This is a genomic window from Acidovorax sp. sic0104 (assembly GCF_019219095.1).
GTDB lineage: Bacteria > Pseudomonadota > Gammaproteobacteria > Burkholderiales > Burkholderiaceae_C > Acidovorax.
Genome location: NZ_JAHUWH010000024.1, coordinates 1 through 20,250, shown reverse-complemented (window position 1 = coordinate 20,250; position 20,250 = coordinate 1). Strand labels below are relative to the sequence as shown.

The following is a 20,250-nucleotide window of genomic DNA, read 5'->3' as shown; positions in this document are numbered from 1 at the left end:
CGGGTGCTCCTGTGCGGATGGCGTTCAATGGCCGAGGTAGACGTCGATCACCTTGGGGTCGTTCTGGACCTTGTCCATCGAACCCTCGGCCAGGATCTTTCCCTGGTGCATCACGGTGACCTTGTGCGCGATGCGCTTGACGAAATCCATGTCGTGCTCGATCACGATCACCGCGCGGTTCTTGCAGATGCGTTGCAGCAACTCGGCCGTGAGCTCGCGCTCGCGCGCGCTCATGCCGGCGATGGGCTCGTCGAGCATCAGGAGCTCGGGCTCCTGCATCAGCAGCATGCCGATCTCCAGCCACTGCTTCTGGCCGTGCGAGAGCAGACCGGCCTCCGTGGCGAGCTTGTCGCCCAGGCCGATGTCGTCGGCCACGGCCTGCACGCGCTCTTTCACCGCATCGGTGCAGCGAAAGGCCAGTGCACCGAACACGGTGCGGCCCGAGGGGTAGGAGACTTCGAGGTTCTGGAACACCGAGAGGTTCTCGTAGATCGAAGGCGTCTGGAACTTGCGGCCTATCCCCAGCCGCACGCGCTTGTGCTCGGCCATGCGCGTGAGCTCCTCGTTCCTGAACTTGATGCTGCCGCCGGTGGCGCGCGTCTTGCCGCAGATCAGGTCCAGCAGCGTGGTCTTGCCCGCGCCGTTGGGGCCGATGATCACGCGCAGCTCGTTCTTGTCCACGTACAGCGTGAGGGCGTCGATGGCCTTGAAGCCATCGAACGAGACCGTGAGGTCTTCCACGGCCAGGGCGAAGTCGGTGTTGCTCATGGGGTGTGCTCCAGGTGTGCAGTGCGATCACTCAGGCGCGCTGGCTGCTGGTGCCTTCGGGCAGGCTGGGGGCAGGTGCCTGCGCTTCGGCGACTGCAGGGCGGCTCGGGGGCGGTGCAGGCGCACGCACAGCAGCCTGGCGCAGCGCCTCGCGGCGTCCCTTCCACCAGGGCACGACATGGCTTTCCCACAGGCCCGCCAGGCCCATGGGGAAGGCCATGGTCACGCCGATGAACAGGCCCGCCATCAGGAACAGCCACAGGTCGGGAAAGCTCTCGGAGAAGTAGGTCTTGCCGGCATTGACCAGCAGCGCTCCGTACACGGCGCCCACCAGGCTCATGCGCCCGCCGATAGCGGCGTAGATCACCATCTCGATGGACGGCACGATGCCCACGAAGCTCGGCGACATGAAGCCCACCTGCAGCGTGAACAGCGCGCCGCCGATGCCTGAGAGCGCGGCCGCCAGGCAGAAGGTGAAGACCTTGAAGTTGGCCACGTCGTAGCCCGAAAAGCGCACGCGGTCTTCCTTGTCGCGCATGGCCAGGAGCAGGGTGCCGAGCTTGCTGGTCTGCACGAAGCGGCACAGCACGATGGCCAGCACCAACAGTGCCACGCACACGTAGTACAGGATGTATTTGGCGCTGTCGGTGCGCGTGTCCCAGCCCCACAGGGTCTTGAGGTCGGTCATGCCGTTCACGCCACCCGTGTAGCCCTGCTGGCCGATGATGAGCACCGTGCAGATCAGCGCCACAGCCTGGGTGATGATGGCGAAGTACACGCCCCCCACACGGCGCTTGAACATGGCGAAGCTCACGATCCAGGCCAGCAGCGTGGGCACCACGATCACGGCCGCCAGCGCGAACGGCAGACTCTTGAACGGCACCCAGAACGCGGGCAGCTCGGTGATCTGGTTCCAGTCCATGAAGTCGGGAATGCCGGGGGTGGACTGGATCTTGGTGCTGATGGGGTCCGAGGCCTCGAGCTTGAGGAACATGGCCATGGCGTAGCCGCCCAGGCCGAAGAACACGCCCTGCCCCAGGCTGAGCACGCCGCCATAGCCCCAGACCATCACCAGGCCGATGGCCACGAAGGCGTAGGTGAGGTACTTGCCCACCAGGTTCAGTCGGAAGATGTCGAGCGAGAGCGGCAGCACCACGGCCAGCAGCACGGTGAGCAACACCAGGCTGGCGAGCTGATAGCGCTGGATCCAGGCTTTGAGGGCATTCATGAAAGGACTCCGGTGAACTCGGGAGGGTGGAAGCGACGCACGCTCAGCGGCGCACCTTGGAGGCGAACAGGCCCTGTGGCCGCACCATCAGGATCAGAACGATCAGCGACAGCGTGATCACCTTGGCCATGGAGCCGGCCAGGAAGAATTCGGTGATGGACTGGGTCTGCGCGATGCCGAAGGCCGAGACCACCGTGCCCAGCAGGCTGGCCGCACCGCCGAAGGTGACGACCAGGAAGGCATCCACGATGTAGAGCGAGCCCGAGGTGGGCCCCGTGGAGCCGATGGTGGTGAAGGCCGCGCCCGCCACGCCGGCAATACCGCAGCCGATGGCAAAGGTCAGGCGGTCGGTCTTCTTGGTGTCGATGCCGGTGGCGTTGGCCATCACGCGGTTGCTCACCGTGGCGCGCACGCGCAGGCCCCAGCGGCTCCTGTGCAGGGCCAGCAGCACGCCACCCGTCACCACCACCGTGAGCCCCAGCACGAACATGCCGTTGATGGGGATGTCGAGGCCCTCCACAGGCGTCCAGGAGCCCAGCAGCCAGTCGGGCAAGGTGGGGCTGACCTCCTTGGGGCCGATGAAGGTGCGAAAGCACTGCTGCAGCGCCAGGCTGATGCCCCAGGTGGCCAAAAGCGTATCGAGCGGGCGCTTGTAGAGGTGGCGGATCAGCCCCCACTCCACCAGCCAGCCCGCAGCGAAGGCGATGCCGAAGGCCGCCACGATGGCCAGCGGGAAGTAGTAGGCCATGAACCCGGGCGCATGCGTGGCCGCGAGCGTGGAGCCCAGGTAGATGGTGTAGGCGCCGATGGTCATGAACTCGCCATGCGCCATGTTGATCACGCCCATCTGCCCGAAGATGATGGCCAGCCCCAGGCCCATGAGCAGCAGCACGGCGAACAGGCTCAGGCCCGCGAAGCCCTGCATGAGGCCGATGTTGAGCATTTCGGAAAAGGTCATGGGTGCCAGGCTCCGTGGGATCGAGGAAAGGGGCGGGCATGCAGCGGCCCGGCCTGGTGGCCGGACGCCGCAGCGTGAAGGACTTACTGGTAACCCTTGGGGAACGGGTCGGGCTTGATGAGTTCGGGTGATTCGGAAACGACCTTGAAGCTCGCATCGGGCATGCCCATGGCGATGCGCGACTTGCTCCACAGGTGGTGGTTGGCGTCGAGCTTGACGTAGCCCTCGGGCGCTGTCTTGAGCTCGATGCCCGGCGAGGCGGCCACCACCTTGTCCACGTCGAAACTCTTGGCCTTCTCGACTGCGGCCTTCCACAGCCAGGGGCCCAGGTAGCCGGCCTGGGTCACGTCGCCGATCACGGCGTCCTTGCCGTACTTGGCCTTGAAGGCGGCCACGAACTTCTTGTTGTTCTCGTTGTCCAGCGACTGGAAGTACTTCATCGACGAGAAGAAGCCCGCGAAGTTCTCGCCGCCCACGCCGGTCATCTCATCCTCGGTGACCGACAGCGTGACCAGGAGCTGCTTGTCGCCCGTGATGCCGGCGGCCTTGAGCGCCTTGTAGAAGGCCACGTTGGAGCCCCCGACCACGGCGACGAACAGGCAGTCGGGCTTTTGCACCTTGATCTTGTTCATCAGCGAGCCGAAGTTGGTGCTGCCCAGCGGGTAGTACTCCTCGCCGACGATCTTTCCTTTCTGGAAGTTCTCCACATGCTTGCGAGCGATCTTCATCGATGTGCGCGGCCAGATGTAGTCCGACCCGATCAGGAAGAAGGTCTTGGCCTTTTTCTCGGTCTTGGCCCAGTCCAGGCTGTACAGGATCTGCTGCGTGGCCTCCTGGCCGGTGTAGATCACGTTCTTGGACTGCTCCAGTCCTTCGTAGAAAGTCGGGTAATACAGCAGTCCGTTCTCTTTTTCGAACACCGGCAGCACGGCCTTGCGCGAGGCGCTGGTCCAACAGCCGAACACCGCGGCGCAGTGGTCGTTGATGAGCAGCTTCTTGGATTTCTCGGCGAAGGTGGGCCAGTCGGAGGCGCCGTCTTCCTTGATGACCTTGATCTTGCGGCCCAGCACGCCGCCCATGGCGTTGATCTGGTCGATGGCGAGTTGCTCGGCCTGGATGGAGCCGGTCTCGGAGATCGCCATGGTGCCGGTGGCCGAATGCAGCTGGCCCACGGTGACTTCGGTGTCCGTCACCGCCAGCTTGGTGGTGTTGACCTGGGCCGTGGGCTGGGCGAGTGACCAGGCAGGCAGGCCGGCCAGGGACGCGGCGCCCATGGCCTGCAGCAGTCGGCGCCGGCCGGCGTCCGTGGAGGGGTTGATGCCCAGGGCATGCGGATCGGTGAGGTGCTTCATGGTGCGTGCGCTCCTTGCAACAGACAGGGGGGGTGGTTCAGGACGGCATTCCTTGTGTGCCGCGCTGGTGCCAAGATTAGGGAGAACCCTGGTTTGCGCCCATACGTCAATTAACGTAGGTGGTGCGTACACCCATTGCGCAAGCGGTCGTACGGCTAGAACGTTTCTTGCATGTGCCCGTGCATGCCCTCCACCACCCCGTCCAGCGCCGCGCAGCCTGCACCGCAGACGATCTTTCGCTTCCGGCGCGAGTACAACGCCTGGGTCGCCGACGAGACCACGGAGGACTACGCGCTGCGCTACACCCCGAAGAGCTTTCGCCGCTGGAGCGAATTCCGCGTGGCCAACACCGCCTTCGGCTCGCTGTCCTTCCTGGCGCTGGAGGCCATCGGCGGCGCCGTCGCGCTCAACTACGGCTTTTCCAACGCGATGTGGGCCATCCTTGCGGTGGGGGTGCTGATCTTCCTGACGGGGCTGCCCATCGCGTACTACGCCGCGCGCTACGGGCTGGACATGGATCTGCTCACCCGCGGGGCAGGCTTTGGCTACCTGGGCTCGACCATCACCTCGCTGATTTACGCGGTTTTCACCTTCATCTTCTTCGCACTGGAGGCGGCCATCATGGCGCTGGCGCTGCAGATGGTGGTGGACTGGCCGCTGCAGTGGTGCTATGTGCTCTCATCCCTGGTGATCCTGCCCATGGCCATGCGCGGCATCACGCTGATCTCGCGCCTGCAGGCCTGGACGCAGCCACTTTGGCTATTCCTGCTGCTGTTGCCCTTCGTGTGGATCGCGCTCACGCAGCCGCAGCTGTACCGCGACTTCGCAGGGCTGTCCGGCCTCAAGAGCGGCAGCAGCCAGTTCAACCTGCTGATGTTCGGCGTGGCCGGCACGGTGATCTTCTCGCTGGTGGTGCAGATCGGCGAGCAGGTGGACTTCCTGCGCTTCCTGCCCGAGCGCACGGCCGCCAATCGCTGGCGCTGGTGGGGCGCGGTGCTGGTGGCTGGCCCGGGTTGGATTGTGATGGGCATGCTGAAGATGGCGGGCGGCGCCTTCCTCGCCTTCGCGGCACTGCAGTTCGAGGTAGGCGCCCACCGGGCGGCGGAGCCCACGCAGATGTTTCTTGCCGGCTTCCACCAGGTCATGCAGGCGCTGGGCCTTCCGGGCATGGCCGTGGCGGTCACCGTGCTCTTCGTGGTCGTCTCGCAGATCAAGATCAACCTCACCAATGCCTATGCGGGGTCGCTCGCCTGGTCCAACTTCTTCGCGCGCATCACGCGCAGCCACCCTGGGCGTGTGGTCTGGCTGGTATTCAACGTGGGCATCGCCACGCTGCTCATGACACTCGGGGTCTTCGGCGCGCTGGAGAAGGTGCTCGCGGTCTACAGCAACGTGGCCATCGCCTGGGTGGGCGCGCTGGTGGCCGACCTGGTGATCAACAAGCCGCTCGGGCTATCGCCGCCGGGCATCGAATTCCGACGCGCCCACCTGTTCGACTTCAACCCTGTGGGGCTGGGCTCCATGGTGCTGGCGGCCACGGCGGCCTGCTGCGCCTATGCCGGCATGCTGGGGGAAATGGCGGCTGCTTTCTCGCCCTTCATCGCGCTGGTGCTGTCGATGGCGCTGGCCCCACTGTTGGCCTGGGCCACCAAGGGCCGCTACTACCTGGCGCGCCAGCCCGACACCACCTGGCAGCCCGGCGAGGCGGTGCGCTGCACGGTGTGCGAGAACCAGTTCGAAGCCGAGGACATGGCGCGCTGCCCGGCCTATGGCGCGGCGATCTGCTCGCTGTGCTGCTCGCTTGAATCGCGCTGCCACGACCGCTGCAAGACCGGCTCGCGCGCTACCGACCAGTTGCGCGCCGTCGCCGCATTGCTGCTGCCGCGCCACTGGGCTGCCAAGGTCAACTTCCGCGTGGGCCAGTACCTGATGGTCACCGTGGTGCTGTGCGCGGTGATGGCCTTTCTGCTCGGCGTGGTCTACGTGCAGGAGAGCCTGGAGACTCCGGCGCAGTTTTTGCGCATGCCCTTTTTCAAGGTTTTCGCGCTGCTTTCGCTTTTGGCCGCCGTGTGCGCCTGGTGGGTGGTGCTGAGTACGGACAGCCGGCGCATGGCGCAGGACGAATCGGAACGCCAGACACAGCTCCTGCTCCAGGAAATCGAGGCGCACAAGCGCACCGACGCCGAGTTGCAGGCCGCCAAGGACCAGGCCGAATCGGCCAGTCTGGCCAAGACGCGCTACGTGGCCGGCATGACGCACGAACTGCGCTCACCGCTCAACAGCATCCTCGGGTACACACAGATACTGCTCAAGAACCCGCAGACCGAGGGATGGCTGCGCGAGAGCCTGTCCACCATCCAGCACAGCGGCCAGCACATGCACGCGTTGATCGACGGTTCGCTGGAGCTGGCGCGCATCGAGGCCGGCCGTCTGCGCCTGGACCTGGCTCCCCTGCCCCTGCCCGAGCTGGTGCAGAACGTCGAGGGCATGCTGCGGCCGCAGGCCGAGGCCAAGGGCCTGCGCTTCGTGGTGCAGACCGAAGGCAGCATGCCCGGCTGGATACGCGCGGATGCCAAGCGCCTACGGCAGATCCTCATCAACCTGCTGTCCAACGCCGTGCGCTTCACCGAGCGCGGCGAAGTACGGCTGCGCATGGATTTTCGCCCCCATGTCTCGCGCATCGAGGTCATGGACACCGGCATCGGCATCGAGCCCCAGGACCGCGAGCGCATCTTCCTGCCCTTTGAGCGCGGCAGCGCCGGTCGCCGCGCCCGCGAGGCCGGCACCGGTCTGGGCCTGACCATCACGCACCTGCTCACCCAGCTCATGGGCGGCGAACTCACGGTGGCCAGCACGCCGGGACAAGGAAGCACCTTCACCGTGCGACTGTATCTGCCCGGCATCTCACCCGACCCGGCCTGGCGGCCCGCGCACCTGGTGGCCTTGCGCCCGGTGATCGGCCACATCGGCCCGCGGCGCACGCTGCTGGTGGTGGACGACCAGCCGCTGCAGCGCCAGTTGCTGGCCGGCCTGCTGGTGCCGCTGGGCTTCATCGTGCACGAAGCGGCCAGCGGACGCGAATGCGTGGAGATCGTGCGCCAGACCCCGCCCGACCTGGTGCTGCTCGACATCTCCATGGACGACCTGGACGGCTGGCAGACCGCCACCCTGCTGCGCTCCCTGCTCCCTGCAGCTTCGCTGCCCATCGTCTTCGTCTCAGCCAACCAGTTCGACCACGAGCCGGGGCGCCTGACCTCCGCGCAGGTGCAGGGCTTCGTGGGCAAGCCGGTGATCGAGTCGGAGCTGCTGTGCGCACTGCAGCTCGCATTGCAGCTCGAATGGGTGCACGACAACACACCGCAGTCGCTGCCTGCCGGCGCAGACCATGCAGTGATCGACGCGCCCGCGCCGGCCAGCCTGCCCCAGGCGCTGCGCGATGACCTGACCCGTCTGGCGCGCCAGGGCCAGGCCAGTGCCGTGCGCGAGTTGCTGCGCCAGGCGCGGGTCGAGTTGCCGGCCCATGCCGTGGCACTGGACGTGCTGCAGGCCTGCGCAGACCGTTTCGACTTCGAGGCCCTGGCCCGCCACCTTCGCGAACCTGACCATGAACAGCCCCTTTGATTCCACTGCACCGGCCAGCTCCGGCGCGCCCGGCCAGCGCGTCATCCTGGTGGTGGACGATGCCCTGGACACCCTGCGGATGCTTTGCGATGCGCTCGCGGCCGAAGGCTACGCCGTACTGGCCGCGCGCGATGCCCAGGAGGCACTGCAGCGCTTCGACATGGTGGTGCCCGACGGCGTGCTGCTCGACGCGGTGATGCCTGGCATCGACGGCTTCGCGCTGTGCCGCCAGCTCAAGGCCACCCCGCCTTGGTCGCACGTGCCCATCGTCTTCATGACCGGGCTGTCCGAGACGGCGCAGATTTTGCAAGGCTTTGCCAGCGGTGGCGTGGACTATGTCGTCAAGCCGCTGCGCATCCCCGAGGTGCTGGCACGCCTGGCCACCCACGTGCGCAACGCCCAGGCCACGCGCCTGGCGCGCGAGGCGGTGGACGTGGCAGGTCTGGGGGTGGTGGTGCTCGACGGCCAGGGCCGTGTGGCCTGGCGCTCACCCCAGGCCACGCAGTGGCTGGAAGATGCCTTCGCCGCAACCGAAGCACCCAAAGAACGGGCCGCCGCCTGGTTGGTACAGGCCCAGAGCGAGGGCGAGCAGACCCTGGCCCTGGCCGATGGTCGCCAACTGCTGGCCCGGCACATGGGCGCCAGCGGCCTGGCCGAATCCATGCTGCTGCTCAGCCACGCGCAGCCCGAGGCCGCGGCACCGCGCCACCTGCAGCAGGTGGCGCTGACTCCGCGCGAGACCGAGGTGCTCTCGTGGCTCACCAAGGGCAAGACCAACCGCGACATCGCCGACATCCTCGGCATGAGCCCGCGCACGGTGAACAAGCACCTGGAGCACATCTTCGAGAAGCTGGGGGTGGAGACGCGCACGGCGGCGGCGGCCATCGCCGGGCGATTGCTGCAAGGCTGATGGGGCGCCGCCCCGGGGACGGCGGAGGAAGGCGTGGACCGTCAGGCCCGTGCAGCGTCCTGTGCACTGGCGGGCAGGCCGAAGATGCGGTCGAACCCCCAGTTGAAAACAAAGGTGTAGCACAGGAAGAACACGATCAGGCCCAGGTCCATGACGAAGGCGGTCCACAGGCTCACGCCGAACCACCAGGCGAACAGCGGCACGAGGGTGAAGACGAGCCCGCCCTCGAATCCGATGGCATGCGCCACGCGCCGCGCCATGCTGCGCCCGCGCACGGCCTGGCGGGACTCCCAGCGCTCGAAAGCCCAGTTGAAGACGATGTTCCAGACGATGGCGATCGCCGACGCAGCCACCGCCACCACACTGGAATGGCCAGCGCCCTGACCCGTCAGCACCGCAAGCCCCAAGGTAGCGGCAGCGATGGCGATGAGTTCGTACAGGGTGACGTAGATCACCCGGCGCTTGACGCCCTGCAGGCCGGTGCGGGAGGGGTTGGTCGGCGTGCTCTGAAGAGGGGTGGTGCTCGAAGACATAGCGCCACTTTATGTTCGCATGGCTGATATATAAAGTCAGCTTGTTTCAGATTTTCTGATAGATTGGCTGCATGGCTTTTTCTTCCGATAGCGTGCAGGTGTTTCTTGCCGCACTGGACCACGGCTCGTTCTCGGCCGCTGCGCGCGCGCTGGCGCGCGTGCCGTCGGCGGTGAGCATGACCATCGCCCACCTGGAGGCGGAGCTGGACGTGCAGTTGTTCGACCGCAGCGGACGCGAGCCGCGCCCCACGGCCGCTGCGCGGGCCCTGGAGCCCCAGGCGCGGCTGCTCGCGGGGCAACTACAGCAGCTCAACGCCCAGGCGCTGGCCCTTACCCAGGGGCTGGAAGAGCGCCTGACCCTGGCCATCGCTCCCGAACTGCTGGCCGCGCGCTGGACAGGGCCCCTGGCAGCCTTGGCGCAGGAATACCCGCTGCTGCAGGTCGAGGTGCTGGCAGCGCCGCAGGTGGACGCGCTGGCCTTGGTGCACGCGGGCCGGGCGCAGCTGGCGCTGGTATTCGAGCGCCCCAGCATCGACGGGCGCGAAGGGTTCCAGGAGGTGGGCACCGAAACCCTGGTCGCCGTGATGGCGCCAGACCACCCCGTGCTGGCAGGGGCGCGGGCCGCCGCCCAAGCCCGGGGCGAGCCGCCCGGCAGCGCCATGCTGCGCGAGGAGCACCTGACCACCACGCGCCAGATCGTCGTCGCCAGCCGCGACCTTCGCCAGACCGACCCGCGCTTCGTGTTCGCGCGCCATCACTGGCGCACAGACAACCACCTGGCGGCCCTGGGCCTGATCGAGTCGGGCCTGGGTTGGGGTTGGCAGCCACGTGCCCTCGTGCAGCCGCGCATCGCGGCGGGCACACTGGTGGAGATGCCGTTCGAGAACCTGAGCAACGGCACGGCGCTATGGGTGGACGTCGTGTGGTCCAAGGAGCGGCCCCAGGGCCTGGGCGCCGCGCGCTTCGTGGCACTGATGAAGGCCGCCGCCACGCCCCCCTCGCGCTGAACGCCAGCCCCGCCGGTCCCATCCACGAAGAGAATTTGCCTCTACCGCTTGACCAGCAAGCGCCGCCCGCTATCGTTTATATAGCGACTGGCATGCCCATCAGATGAAAGGGCCTGCTCTCCCCGTCTTCGGGGACCCACAGCCGGTGCGCCCAGCCGCCCTGCTGCGCCAGTGCCCGCACCGCCTCACGGGTGGTGGGGCAGTGGTCCAGAGCCTGCAGGTGGTTCACCACCAGAGTTCCCGGGGCCAGCGCTGCGGCCTCGGCCATGTCGGCAGCGTCCATCAGTATTTCAGCGCCTACGTCGAAGCGCGCGCCGCCCGCCGGCAGCACGGCCACGTCCGGCCGCAGGCGCGCAAGGCAGTCGCGCACGGCGGGGGTGAGCAGCGTATCGCCTGCCAGATACACGCTGGGCTCGCCAGGAAGCTCCAGCAGGTAGCCATGGCCATGCTCCATGAAGCGTGCGATCCACCCGGTGCCGTGCACACAGGGGATGGGCGTGACGTGGCCGCCCAGCGTGAACGGTTGGCGTCCCTGGCCTGTCGGGCCGGACAGGGGCAACACCACCAGGCCCCGCTGCGCCAGGTAGTCCGCATCGCGCGGCATGCAGATCACCGGAATCTGTCGCTCGCGCAGAAAGCGCAGTCCCGCACGGTCCAGGTGATCGAAGTGGCCGCGCTGGCAGTGGGTGATGAGGGCGTGCGTCACGCGCTCCAATGCATCGTCTGTGCCGGGCGGCAGATCGACGATGGGATTGCGCTGGCGGCCGGCGCCCAGGTAGCGCAGTGCTGGCAGGCTGCCGCGCCTCGCGAGCATCGGGTCCACCAAGAGGCCCACAGGCGGGCCCCCCGTTGAAAACTCCAGCAAGACGGTGGCATTGCGCAAGTGGGTGATGTGCATGGTGGTGGGCTCGCAGCGTATGGATGGGGAAAGTGGCTCAAGGCTCAGGAGGCCAGGTACGAGGACGATTGTTGGATTTCACGGCCTGCGCGAGAATGGCCTGATCTGACAGCTTCTTGTCATTTCCGGCCCCCCCCCCCCCTCCTTTTTTCCCGCTGACTCCCATGCCCCAGCCCACGACTGCGCCCGCCGCCCCGCTTCGCCTGGGTCTGCTGCTGTACCCCGGCTGCATGCCGGCCGGCCTGTTCGCCGCCGCCGACATCGCCCGCGCGGCCGGCCTACGGGTGCAGCGGCCCCTGGTGCAGACGCTGTGGGTAAGCGCAGACCTGCAGCCCGTGCCGACCTGGCAAGGGCCTGCACTCACACCCTCGGCACGGCTGGCAGGGGCTGAGGTGGACGCGGTGCTGGTCCCCGGCCTGTGGCTGTCGTCCACCGATGGCCTCGCGGTGCCGCTGCAGCAGCTGGCCCCGGTGGTGCAGGCCCTTGCGGCCCTCCCCCGCCGCACGCAGGTGTGGAGCTACTGCGCGGGAGTGGCGCTGGCGGCGGCCAGCGGCCGCCTGCGCGGGCACAGTGCCACCGCCACCTGGTGGCTGCGCGCCGCGCTGGAGCGGCAGTTCGGCACCGTGCAATGGCGCTTTGACGAGCCCCTGGTGCACGACGGCACCACCACCACGGCGGCTAGCGCGAACGGCTACCTCCCGCTGATGCTGCATGCATTGGGCGCGCTGCTGCCGCCCGAGGCTCTGGCGGACGTGCAGGCGCTGCTGATGCTGCCCCGCCCGCGCACCACCCACCCGGCGTTCGCGGGGCAGGACCTCATGGCCACGACAGACGGCGACCTGCGCCGCGCCATGCTCTGGGTGCAGCGCAGCCCCGCCACCCGAGTGCGGCTACCGGCCCTGGCGGACGCGCTGGGGATGTCTCCCCGCACACTGGCACGCCGGGTGCAGACCCACACGGGGCTGTCGGCCGCCCATTGGATGCGCCGCATCAAGCTGCGCCAGGCCAGCGAAGCACTGTGCGATACGGCGCAGCCCTTGAAACGCATTGCCGAGGACCTGGGCTTTGCGAGCGAGGCGGGCCTGCACCGCGCTTTCCGCCAGGCCACGGGGCAGACTCCGCTGGCCTACCGCATGGCGCAGCGGTGACGCCCTCACCACGCTCGCACCGGGCCCGCCCCCTCACCGCTGTAGCTGCGTCACCCGGTTGCGCACGCGGCTTGGCCTGCCGCGAACCTGCCGCAGCGGGCCATGGTTCGCCTGGACGGTCGGCACGACCCATGGCAACAGGCACCGGCCCACGCAGACCATTTGTGCAACGTGCCCCGTTGCACTAACCTGCGCCACATCAACGCATCGTCCATCACATCCATGCCCTCACCCCTGATCCCCAAATCCCGCAGCAAGACCGCCGACCTGTGGTCGCAATGGCAGCCAGGCAAACCCACAGCCGCTGACGGCCAGGACGGCAGCCGCGGACAGCCGCAGCGCGGCGCATCGCTGGGTGACTACGACCCCGGAGCCAAGCCGTTTTCGCTGGGCAGCAAGTCCGAAGACAAGGCTGCGGTCGAGGCGCTGGCCACAGAACTCGATGCGCTGCAGGACCTGTTCTACGCCGACAAGCGCTACAAGCTCCTGGTGGTGCTGCAGGGCACCGACACCTCGGGCAAGGACGGCACCATCCGCGGCGTGTTTGGCCGCATGAGCGCACTGGGCGTGCACGCCGTGGGCTGGAAGGCGCCCACCGAGCCGGAGCGCGCCCGCGACTACCTCTGGCGCATCCACCAGCAGGTGCCGCAGGCGGGCGACATCACCGTGTTCAACCGCAGCCACTACGAGGACGTGCTGGTACCGGTGGTCAACCGCTGGGTCACGCCCGAGCAGCAGCAGCAGCGCCTGTCCCACATCAACGACTTCGAGCGCATGCTCAGCGAAACGGGCACCGTGGTGCTCAAGTTCTTGCTGCACATCAGCGCCGACGAGCAGAAAAAGCGCCTGCAGGAGCGCCTGGACGACCCGGCAAAACACTGGAAGTTCAGCCAGGGCGACATCGAGGTGCGCAAGCAATGGGCCGAATACCAGCGCGCCTACGAAGCACTTTTGTCCGCCACCCACACCCCGTGGGCGCCCTGGACCATCGTGCCCGCCGACTCCAAGACGCATCGCAACCTCATGATCGCCACGGTGCTGCGCGAGGTGCTGCAGAACCTGGACCTGCGCTACCCCGAAGGCGACCCCGCGCTGGCCGGTCTCAAGATCGAATGAGCCATCGCGGCAGGCACCTGTTTTTGCTGCAATGCCGCATGAACGGGTGCTCTCCGCACGTTATGCACCAAACGCATAACCCACAAACACTCCGGCCTTAGACAGGGTGAATGCGCAGGCATAAGCTTCGCGGCTTGAACTGATCCCACAAGGAACTCACCATGTCTTCATCCTCCGGCGCCCCCGGCACCGCCACTGCGGGCGCCGTCCACAGCCTGCCCTCCTACCTGCAAGCCGACCACCTCGGCCCCTGGGGCAACTACCTGCAGCAGGTTGACCGCGTCACGCCCTACCTGGGCAACCTGGCGCGCTGGGTGGAAACGCTCAAGCGCCCCAAGCGCATCCTGATCGTGGACGTGCCGATCGAGCTGGACAACGGCACCATCGCGCACTACGAAGGCTACCGCGTGCAGCACAACCTGAGCCGCGGCCCCGGCAAGGGCGGTGTGCGTTTTCACCAGGACGTGACGCTGTCCGAAGTGATGGCTTTGTCGGCCTGGATGTCGGTGAAGAACGCTGCGGTGAACGTGCCTTACGGTGGCGCCAAGGGCGGCATCCGCGTGGACCCCAAGAAACTGTCGCTGGGTGAACTGGAGCGCCTGACGCGCCGCTACACCAGCGAGATCGGCCTCTTGATCGGCCCGTCCAAGGACATCCCTGCGCCCGACGTGAACACCAACGGCCAGGTCATGGCCTGGATGATGGACACGTATTCGATGAACACCGGAGCCACCGCCACCGGCGTGGTCACCGGCAAGCCCGTGGACCTGGGCGGCTCGCTGGGCCGCGTGGAGGCCACCGGCCGCGGCGTGTACACCGTGGGTGTCGAAGCCGCCAAGCTGACCGGCCTGGCGCTGGCCGGTGCCCGCGTGGCGGTGCAGGGCTTTGGCAACGTGGGCGGCATTGCCGCCAAGCTGTTTGCCGAAGCGGGCGCCAAGGTGGTGGCCGTGCAGGACCACACCGGCACCATCTTCAACGGCAACGGCGTGGACGTACCCGCCCTGCTCGCGCATGTGAAGACCCGTGGTGGCGTGGGCGGCTTTGCCGGCGCCGATGTGATGAAGCCCGAAGAGTTCTGGGGCGTGGATTGCGAGATCCTGATCCCTGCAGCCCTGGAAGGCCAGATCACCAAGGACAACGCAGGCCAGATCAAGGCCAAGCTCGTGATCGAAGGCGCCAACGGCCCCACGACCACCGAAGCCGACGACATCCTGAACGACAAGGGCGTGCTGGTGCTGCCCGACGTGATCGCCAACGCCGGCGGCGTGACGGTGAGCTACTTCGAATGGGTGCAGGATTTCTCCAGCTTCTTCTGGAGCGAGGACGAGATCAACGCCCGCCTGGTGCGCATCATGCAAGAGGCCTTCGCCGGCATCTGGCAGGTGTCGCAGGAGCACAAGGTAAGCCTGCGCACCGCCACCTTCATCGTGGCCTGCCAGCGCATCCTGCATGCCCGCGAGATGCGCGGACTGTATCCCTGAGCCTCCCTGTGCGGCTGCGCCGCTTCCCCCCCGAGGGGGGACGCACCCGGTGGACTGGCTGAGCCAGATCCACGGGTGCGCTGGTCTTTGTTCACGCCCTTAGGTGACGCAGTCACCGAATGTGATCGTCTTCCATCCGGAGACGAGTCATACAAATTAACCGCCAGTGGCCGTGATCCGGCCCTGGCGGTTTTTTCATGCGGCGGGCGCGCAGCGCGCTAGCTGTTGCGCGGGACTGACGTCATCTCACCGAAAAGACCGTTCGAGAGCGCAAAGCAGCCGCACAGCCGGATTGGAAACGAAAAGATACGCGTACATACAAATGGTCATCTCTTGCTACGACCGGTCGTGAAAAACTTCCTTGCTTTCTTCACGCCTCTTTCGGGAGATTACGGTGGCTTTACCCTCACTGCGCAGCTTTGTTGCGCGCTTTCTCCTAGACCGGCTGCGCACGGCGCGCTCCGTGGCCCGGCTGGCCTACTTTCGCCATCCAGACAAGCCGGCGCTCATTGACCGGCGCGGCACGCTCACCTACCGGCAGTTGCAAGACCGGGTGTATCGGCTGCAGGCCTGGATGCAGGCGCAGGGTGTGAAGAAGGGCGACGTGGTGTTCACCCTGCTGCCAGAGACGGGCGAGCAGTACGAAGCGAGGCTGGCAACGTTCGAGAACGGCACCATCTTCGCGAGTTTTCACAAGCACCTACCCGCCGATGCGGCACTTACCACCATCGGCCGCGTCAAGCCCACCCTGTTCATCCACGACCCGCTGCTGAGCGCCCCCATCCTGCAGGCCGTGCGCGAGAAGCTGCCCGGCCTGCGCACCCTGGCGATCGGCAAGGACTATGAAGAGGCACTGGCCCAGCATGCGCCCGTGCGCAGCGAGGTCGATGTGCACGAAGACGACATCTTCGCCCTGCACATGACCTCTGGCACCACGGGCCTGCCCAAGTCCATCGGCTACAGCAACCGCAAGTACCTGGACAGCGTGCGCTTCATCGCACGGTCCATCAACTTTGCGCCACCGCCGGACAGGCCCGACGTGAACATGCTGGGCCTGCCGCTCACCGGTCCGGGCTCTGGCCTGGTGCTGCCCACGCTGCTGTCGGGCGCAGCACTGGTGATGCCCGAGGACTTCAGCGCCGCGACCCTTGCCGCGCTGATCCAGAAGCACCGCGTATCTCGTGCCTTCCTCTCGCCATCGGCCATCATCGACCTGCTGGACGAGCCCACGCTGGACCAGTACGACCTGTCCTCGCTCACCCATGTGCCCTACGGCTCCGAGATGACGCCCGCCCCCAAGATCGCCGAGGCCATCCGCCGCTTCGGGCCGATCTTCCAGCAGGGCTACGGCTGCCTGGAGGCGCTGCCGCCCATCACCTGGCTGCTGCCGCACCAGCACGTGGATGCACAGGGCAACCCGCTCGGGCTCGACGTGCTCTCCACCGTGGGCCGGGTCATGCCCGGCGTGCAGGTCGTCATTCGCGACGACGACTTCCAGCCGCTGTCGCAGGGCGAGATGGGCCTGATCACGGTGCTGACGCCCGTGCGCTTCGACGGCTACTGGCTCGACCCCGAGAAGACCCAGGAGACGCTGCGCGACGGCTGGGTGGTGATGGGCGACCTGGGCTACTTCGACAAGGACGGCTACCTGCACGTGCTGGGGCGCAGCGCCGACCGGGTCTCGCGCAACGGCCAGCTGTTGAATCCGCGCGAAGTGGAAGAAGTGGCCCACACCCACCCCTCGGTCAAGGAGGCTTGCCTGGTGCAGCATGGCACGCAGGCGGTGCTGGTGCTGAGCGTGCGCCAGAAATGGCGCACCGGCCACGACAGGCGGGCGCTGGAAGGCGAAGTGGCGCAGTACCTGGCGAAGGAGTTGCCCGCGCACCTGCAACCTGACGACGTGCGCATCGTCGATGAAATCCCGCGCAGCTTCCTCAACAAGATGCTGCGGCGAGAAGTGCGGCTGATGCTCGAAGCCGCGCCGCCCCGCGCCGCCGCCCCGTCGTTCGTGCCTGCTGCCGTGCCCGCGCCCACTCCGGCGGTGGCTCCGTGATGCCGCAAGGCAGCGTGCCCGGCGCCGCCACCGCCCACGCATCGCCCCTCACCCTTGGCACCAAGCTCAGCTACGCGGTCGGCAATGTCGGCCTGCAGATGCTGATCGCGGCGATGAACTTCATGCTCATGATCTTCTACACCGACGTGGCGCTTGTCGCCCCTGCGGTGGCGGGCGCGGCGCTGCTGGTGGGCAAGGTGTGGGACACCGTCAACGACCCGCTGTTCGGCTGGATGACCGACCGCACGCGCTCGCGCTGGGGGCGCCACCGGGTCTACCTGATCTATGGCGCCATCCCGCTGGGCATCGCGGCGGCCGCCGTGTGGATGGTGCCGCCGGGCCTCTCGCCCGTGGCCGCATTCCTGTGGATCGCCATCACCTACACGGTGTTCGACACGCTCATGACCCTGGTGCAGCTGCCCTACCAGGCCATGGCCGCGAACATGACCACCGACTACGACGAGCGCACCAGCCTCACGGCCTATGCCTCCATGGGCGCGCTGCTGGGCTTCTTTGCGGGCAGCGTGCTCATGCCCGTGCTGGTGCGTGCCGCGCCGGACGCCCGCACCGGCTATGCGCTGGCGGGCTCGTGCTTCGGCCTGGCTGCCGGCGTGGCCGTGGCCGTGGTGGCCTGGCGCGTGCGCGAGCCCGGCGGCAGCGCCCACGGCAGTGCGGACGGCGACCACGGGCCGCGCGAGCCCATGTGGGAGAACGTGCGAGAGACGCTGCGCACCACGCTGCACAACCGCCCCTTCCTGCTGCTGATGAGCGCCGCGACGCTGGTGCGCCTGGGGCTCACGCTGGTGCAGGCCGCGCTGGCGTACTTCGTGATCTACCGGCTCCAGGGCGACAAGGGCGACCTGCCCCGCTACATGGGCACTCTGCTGGGCGTGGTGGGCCTGTCGCTGTTCGTGTGGAAGTACGTGGTGGACCGGTGGGAGAAGAACTGGGCCTACGTGCTGGGCCTGGTCCTGTGCGCGGCGGGCCTCGTGGCGCTGTACTGGGTGGGCCCGGGCGACCAGCGCATGGTCATGGGCATTCTGGTCGTGATCGGCATCGGCATGGGCGCGCACTGGATCGTGCCCTTTGCCATGGTGCCCGACACCATCGACCACGGCCACATGCAGGCCGGCGAGCGCAAGACAGGCATGTACTACGGGCTGTATGGCCTGATGGACAAGCTGGCGCGCACGCTGGCCACGGTGATGGTGGCCGGCATGCTGGACGTGACGGGCTACGTGCCCAACGTCGCGCAGTCGGCCAGCGCGCTGCAGGGCATCACACTCATGACCGGCGTGCTGCCCGCGGTGTGCCTGTTGCTGGCAATTCCGCTGCTGGTGGCCTACCCGATCACGCGGTCACGGCATGCGGACATCCGGTCCCGCACGGGCGCCGCGTAGTGTGTTGTGCCCTGCCCGTCGCAGCCCGACATCGCGGGCACGCACCAGCCGCAGCACGTGGCAGGGACACGGTCCGCATCCGTATCGCCCCCCTCGCCGGCGCAATCCGTTCAGCCAAAAGGAATGGAATGGATCAGTTGCACAAGCTCCACCTGCCGGCTGCAGCCCGTCTTGCGCATCAGGTTCTTCAGGTGCGTGCGGGCTGTGTGCAATGAGCAGCCCTGCAGCTGTGCGAAGGCCTTGACCGTCTGGCCTGCAGCGAGCGCCCAGGCAAGACGGGCCTCGCTCGCGGAAACGCGCAACACCGCCGACAACTGGCTGGCGTTCGGCACGGTGCGAGGCCCGGACCACAGCAGCAGCGCCTGGGGCCTGGCATCGGACGCATGAGCGAGCGGTTCGTGGGCGAGCAGCGGGATCACGCTGCACAGCCGACCCGCCCCTTCGTGGCCCATGCGCACCACGCTGGCACGAGCCGGGCCTGAAGACGGCTCACCCGTGGCCAATGCCACCGCGCTGACCAGGTGGGCCTGCATGCCCGCATCGGTCGCGGCAATGCATCCGTGCCGGACCTTGAAGACACCCGCCGCCAATTCGTGTTGGGCTGCACTGTTTGTGTGGAGGATCGTGCAGCCATGGTCCAACACCACCACGCACGGGGCCAGGGCGTCCATGCGCAAGAGTCCTGCGGCCGCATGCGGCGCCGGGGCAGACATAGGGTGGGACAGCGTGGCCGCGCGCGCGAGATTACGCATGTTCGCGGGTCTCGTTGATGTCGTTCAATGCCATGTGCCGGGCGGGTAGTGCTGCCAATCAAGGCACAGACTACGGCACGCGGCCGGGCATGTCGCCCCTTTCTCCGGCGATCACCGCAGTTCAGGAGAAAGTTTGGCTGCGGGGCCTTTGCACGGGTCGAACCAATCGCATGCACGGCAAGATGTTGCCGCTGACGACTGCGAAGCATCGCGGGCTGCCGGACTTCGAGCCCCCGGCCCCGAGAACGCCGTGGACCCCTATGCGCCTGGCGAAGGCCCGACCGGCTCAGGGGGCAGCACGCCCCGCATCGCCAGGCAGAACGGCTGCGCGCACTCCGCGCGGGCCGCGTAGGGGCAACCCACTGTCTCGCACAGCCCCGAAGCGCCGTTGCGCGCCCGGTCCTCCTCGCGCGGCACCTGGCCGCTGGCCTGCAGCACGGCCATCTGCGTCCACGGGTCCAGGCGGCCGGCCTGTTGCTGCAGCAGCATGTCGCGGCCATACACCGTGGCCGCCAGCTGAGGCTGGAAGTCGAGCACCAGCAGCGCGCTGGTGCGGGGCGCCGCAGCATCCGCGCCCTGCAGCACCAGCGCGATCACGCCCGACTGCAGCGCCTGGCCGCCGCCCGCGAAAGGCACTTGCAACGCACCCGGCACCGCTCCACCGGCTCCACCCGCTGCGGCGGCCGGGGGCGGGGCGGGCTGGGTGGCCAGCCAGGGTACCGGCACCCTGAGCGTGAGCGCAAAGCCGCGGGGTCCTTCGGGCGTCTGCGCCGTGCCCTGGCGCACCAGCCAGGTCTGCAGCGGGGGTTGCTCCGGGTCGATGGAGCCGCTCTCCAGCGCCTGCGCCAGACCCACCGGCCAAGGCTGCGCTGACACCACACGCTGCGGCGCACCGCTGCTGGTCGTGACCTGCTGCACCAGCGCACTGACCATGCGCATCAGCGGCGCGCCGAGGCCGGTGGCTGGCCAGGCGGCGCCCGACGTGGCCGATGCAGCCCCGGCCGCCGTGGCAGGCGCCGCAGGCG

The 20,250-nt window shown here is 67.6% G+C and carries 15 protein-coding genes and 1 pseudogene; 8 read left to right on the top strand and 8 right to left on the bottom strand.

The window, feature by feature from the left end; all coding sequences use genetic code 11:
* Positions 1-24: 24 nt before the first annotated feature.
* From urtD to urtA, 4 genes are all read right to left on the bottom strand, one after another.
* Complete coding sequence (gene urtD, locus KW835_RS24510) at positions 25-768, bottom strand: urea ABC transporter ATP-binding protein UrtD (RefSeq protein WP_218387229.1); 744 nt, start codon at positions 766-768, stop codon at positions 25-27.
* Between the two features lie 31 nt (positions 769-799).
* Complete coding sequence (urtC, locus tag KW835_RS24505; protein WP_218387227.1) at positions 800-1,996, bottom strand: urea ABC transporter permease subunit UrtC; 1,197 nt, start codon at positions 1,994-1,996, stop codon at positions 800-802.
* A gap of 43 nt (positions 1,997-2,039) precedes the next feature.
* The gene (gene urtB, locus KW835_RS24500) at positions 2,040-2,954 is read right to left on the bottom strand and encodes an urea ABC transporter permease subunit UrtB (protein ID WP_218387226.1); all 915 of its coding nucleotides are present in this window, start codon (positions 2,952-2,954) and stop codon (positions 2,040-2,042) included.
* An 83-nt stretch (positions 2,955-3,037) separates the two neighbouring features.
* Positions 3,038-4,306 carry an urea ABC transporter substrate-binding protein gene (gene urtA / locus KW835_RS24495; RefSeq protein ID WP_218387224.1) on the bottom strand — a complete coding sequence of 423 codons (1,269 nt, stop codon included), beginning with the start codon at positions 4,304-4,306 and terminating at the stop codon, positions 3,038-3,040.
* A gap of 183 nt (positions 4,307-4,489) precedes the next feature.
* Between urtA and KW835_RS24490 the strand changes: the two genes are divergently transcribed.
* Positions 4,490-7,927, top strand: coding sequence for an ATP-binding protein (locus KW835_RS24490; RefSeq protein ID WP_218387222.1), 3,438 nt, complete (start codon positions 4,490-4,492; stop codon positions 7,925-7,927).
* Positions 7,911-8,837: a response regulator gene (locus tag KW835_RS24485; RefSeq protein WP_218387220.1), complete on the top strand. Its 927-nt coding sequence runs from the start codon at positions 7,911-7,913 to the stop codon at positions 8,835-8,837. Before KW835_RS24490 ends, KW835_RS24485 begins: the two co-directional genes overlap by 17 nt.
* A gap of 41 nt (positions 8,838-8,878) precedes the next feature.
* Here KW835_RS24485 and KW835_RS24480 read toward each other — a convergent pair whose 3' ends face one another.
* A complete protein-coding gene (locus KW835_RS24480; RefSeq protein ID WP_255593912.1) occupies positions 8,879-9,370 on the bottom strand; it encodes a PACE efflux transporter in 492 nt (163 codons plus the stop codon).
* A gap of 71 nt (positions 9,371-9,441) precedes the next feature.
* Here KW835_RS24480 and KW835_RS24475 point away from each other — a divergent pair, with 71 nt between their 5' ends.
* Entirely contained in the window at positions 9,442-10,377 is a 936-nt protein-coding gene (locus tag KW835_RS24475; RefSeq protein ID WP_218387219.1) for a LysR family transcriptional regulator, read from the top strand.
* A gap of 76 nt (positions 10,378-10,453) precedes the next feature.
* Here KW835_RS24475 and KW835_RS24470 read toward each other — a convergent pair whose 3' ends face one another.
* Complete coding sequence (locus KW835_RS24470; RefSeq protein WP_218387217.1) at positions 10,454-11,275, bottom strand: MBL fold metallo-hydrolase; 822 nt, start codon at positions 11,273-11,275, stop codon at positions 10,454-10,456.
* Positions 11,276-11,439: 164 nt separating this feature from the next.
* On the opposite strand from KW835_RS24470, the gene KW835_RS24465 reads away from it, so the two are divergent.
* The 5 genes from KW835_RS24465 to KW835_RS24445 all read left to right on the top strand — a co-directional run bounded on the left by KW835_RS24465 (position 11,440) and on the right by KW835_RS24445 (position 18,473).
* A complete protein-coding gene (locus KW835_RS24465) occupies positions 11,440-12,423 on the top strand; it encodes a GlxA family transcriptional regulator (protein ID WP_218387215.1) in 984 nt (327 codons plus the stop codon).
* A gap of 222 nt (positions 12,424-12,645) precedes the next feature.
* Entirely contained in the window at positions 12,646-13,539 is an 894-nt protein-coding gene (locus KW835_RS24460; protein ID WP_218387213.1) for a PPK2 family polyphosphate kinase, read from the top strand.
* 161 nt (positions 13,540-13,700) lie between these two features.
* Complete coding sequence (locus tag KW835_RS24455; RefSeq protein WP_218387212.1) at positions 13,701-15,020, top strand: Glu/Leu/Phe/Val dehydrogenase; 1,320 nt, start codon at positions 13,701-13,703, stop codon at positions 15,018-15,020.
* Positions 15,021-15,414: 394 nt separating this feature from the next.
* Positions 15,415-17,073: an AMP-binding protein gene (locus KW835_RS24450; protein ID WP_218387210.1), complete on the top strand. Its 1,659-nt coding sequence runs from the start codon at positions 15,415-15,417 to the stop codon at positions 17,071-17,073.
* Positions 17,073-18,473 (top strand): MFS transporter, encoded by a 1,401-nt coding sequence (locus tag KW835_RS24445; protein ID WP_218387332.1) that lies wholly within the window; start codon positions 17,073-17,075, stop codon positions 18,471-18,473. Before KW835_RS24450 ends, KW835_RS24445 begins: the two co-directional genes overlap by 1 nt.
* 110 nt (positions 18,474-18,583) lie before the next feature.
* Here KW835_RS24445 and KW835_RS24440 read toward each other — a convergent pair whose 3' ends face one another.
* Positions 18,584-19,144: a helix-turn-helix transcriptional regulator gene (locus KW835_RS24440; protein ID WP_218387208.1), complete on the bottom strand. Its 561-nt coding sequence runs from the start codon at positions 19,142-19,144 to the stop codon at positions 18,584-18,586.
* A gap of 339 nt (positions 19,145-19,483) precedes the next feature.
* Positions 19,484-20,250: pseudogene (locus KW835_RS24435) on the bottom strand (hypothetical protein); the annotation flags it as partial.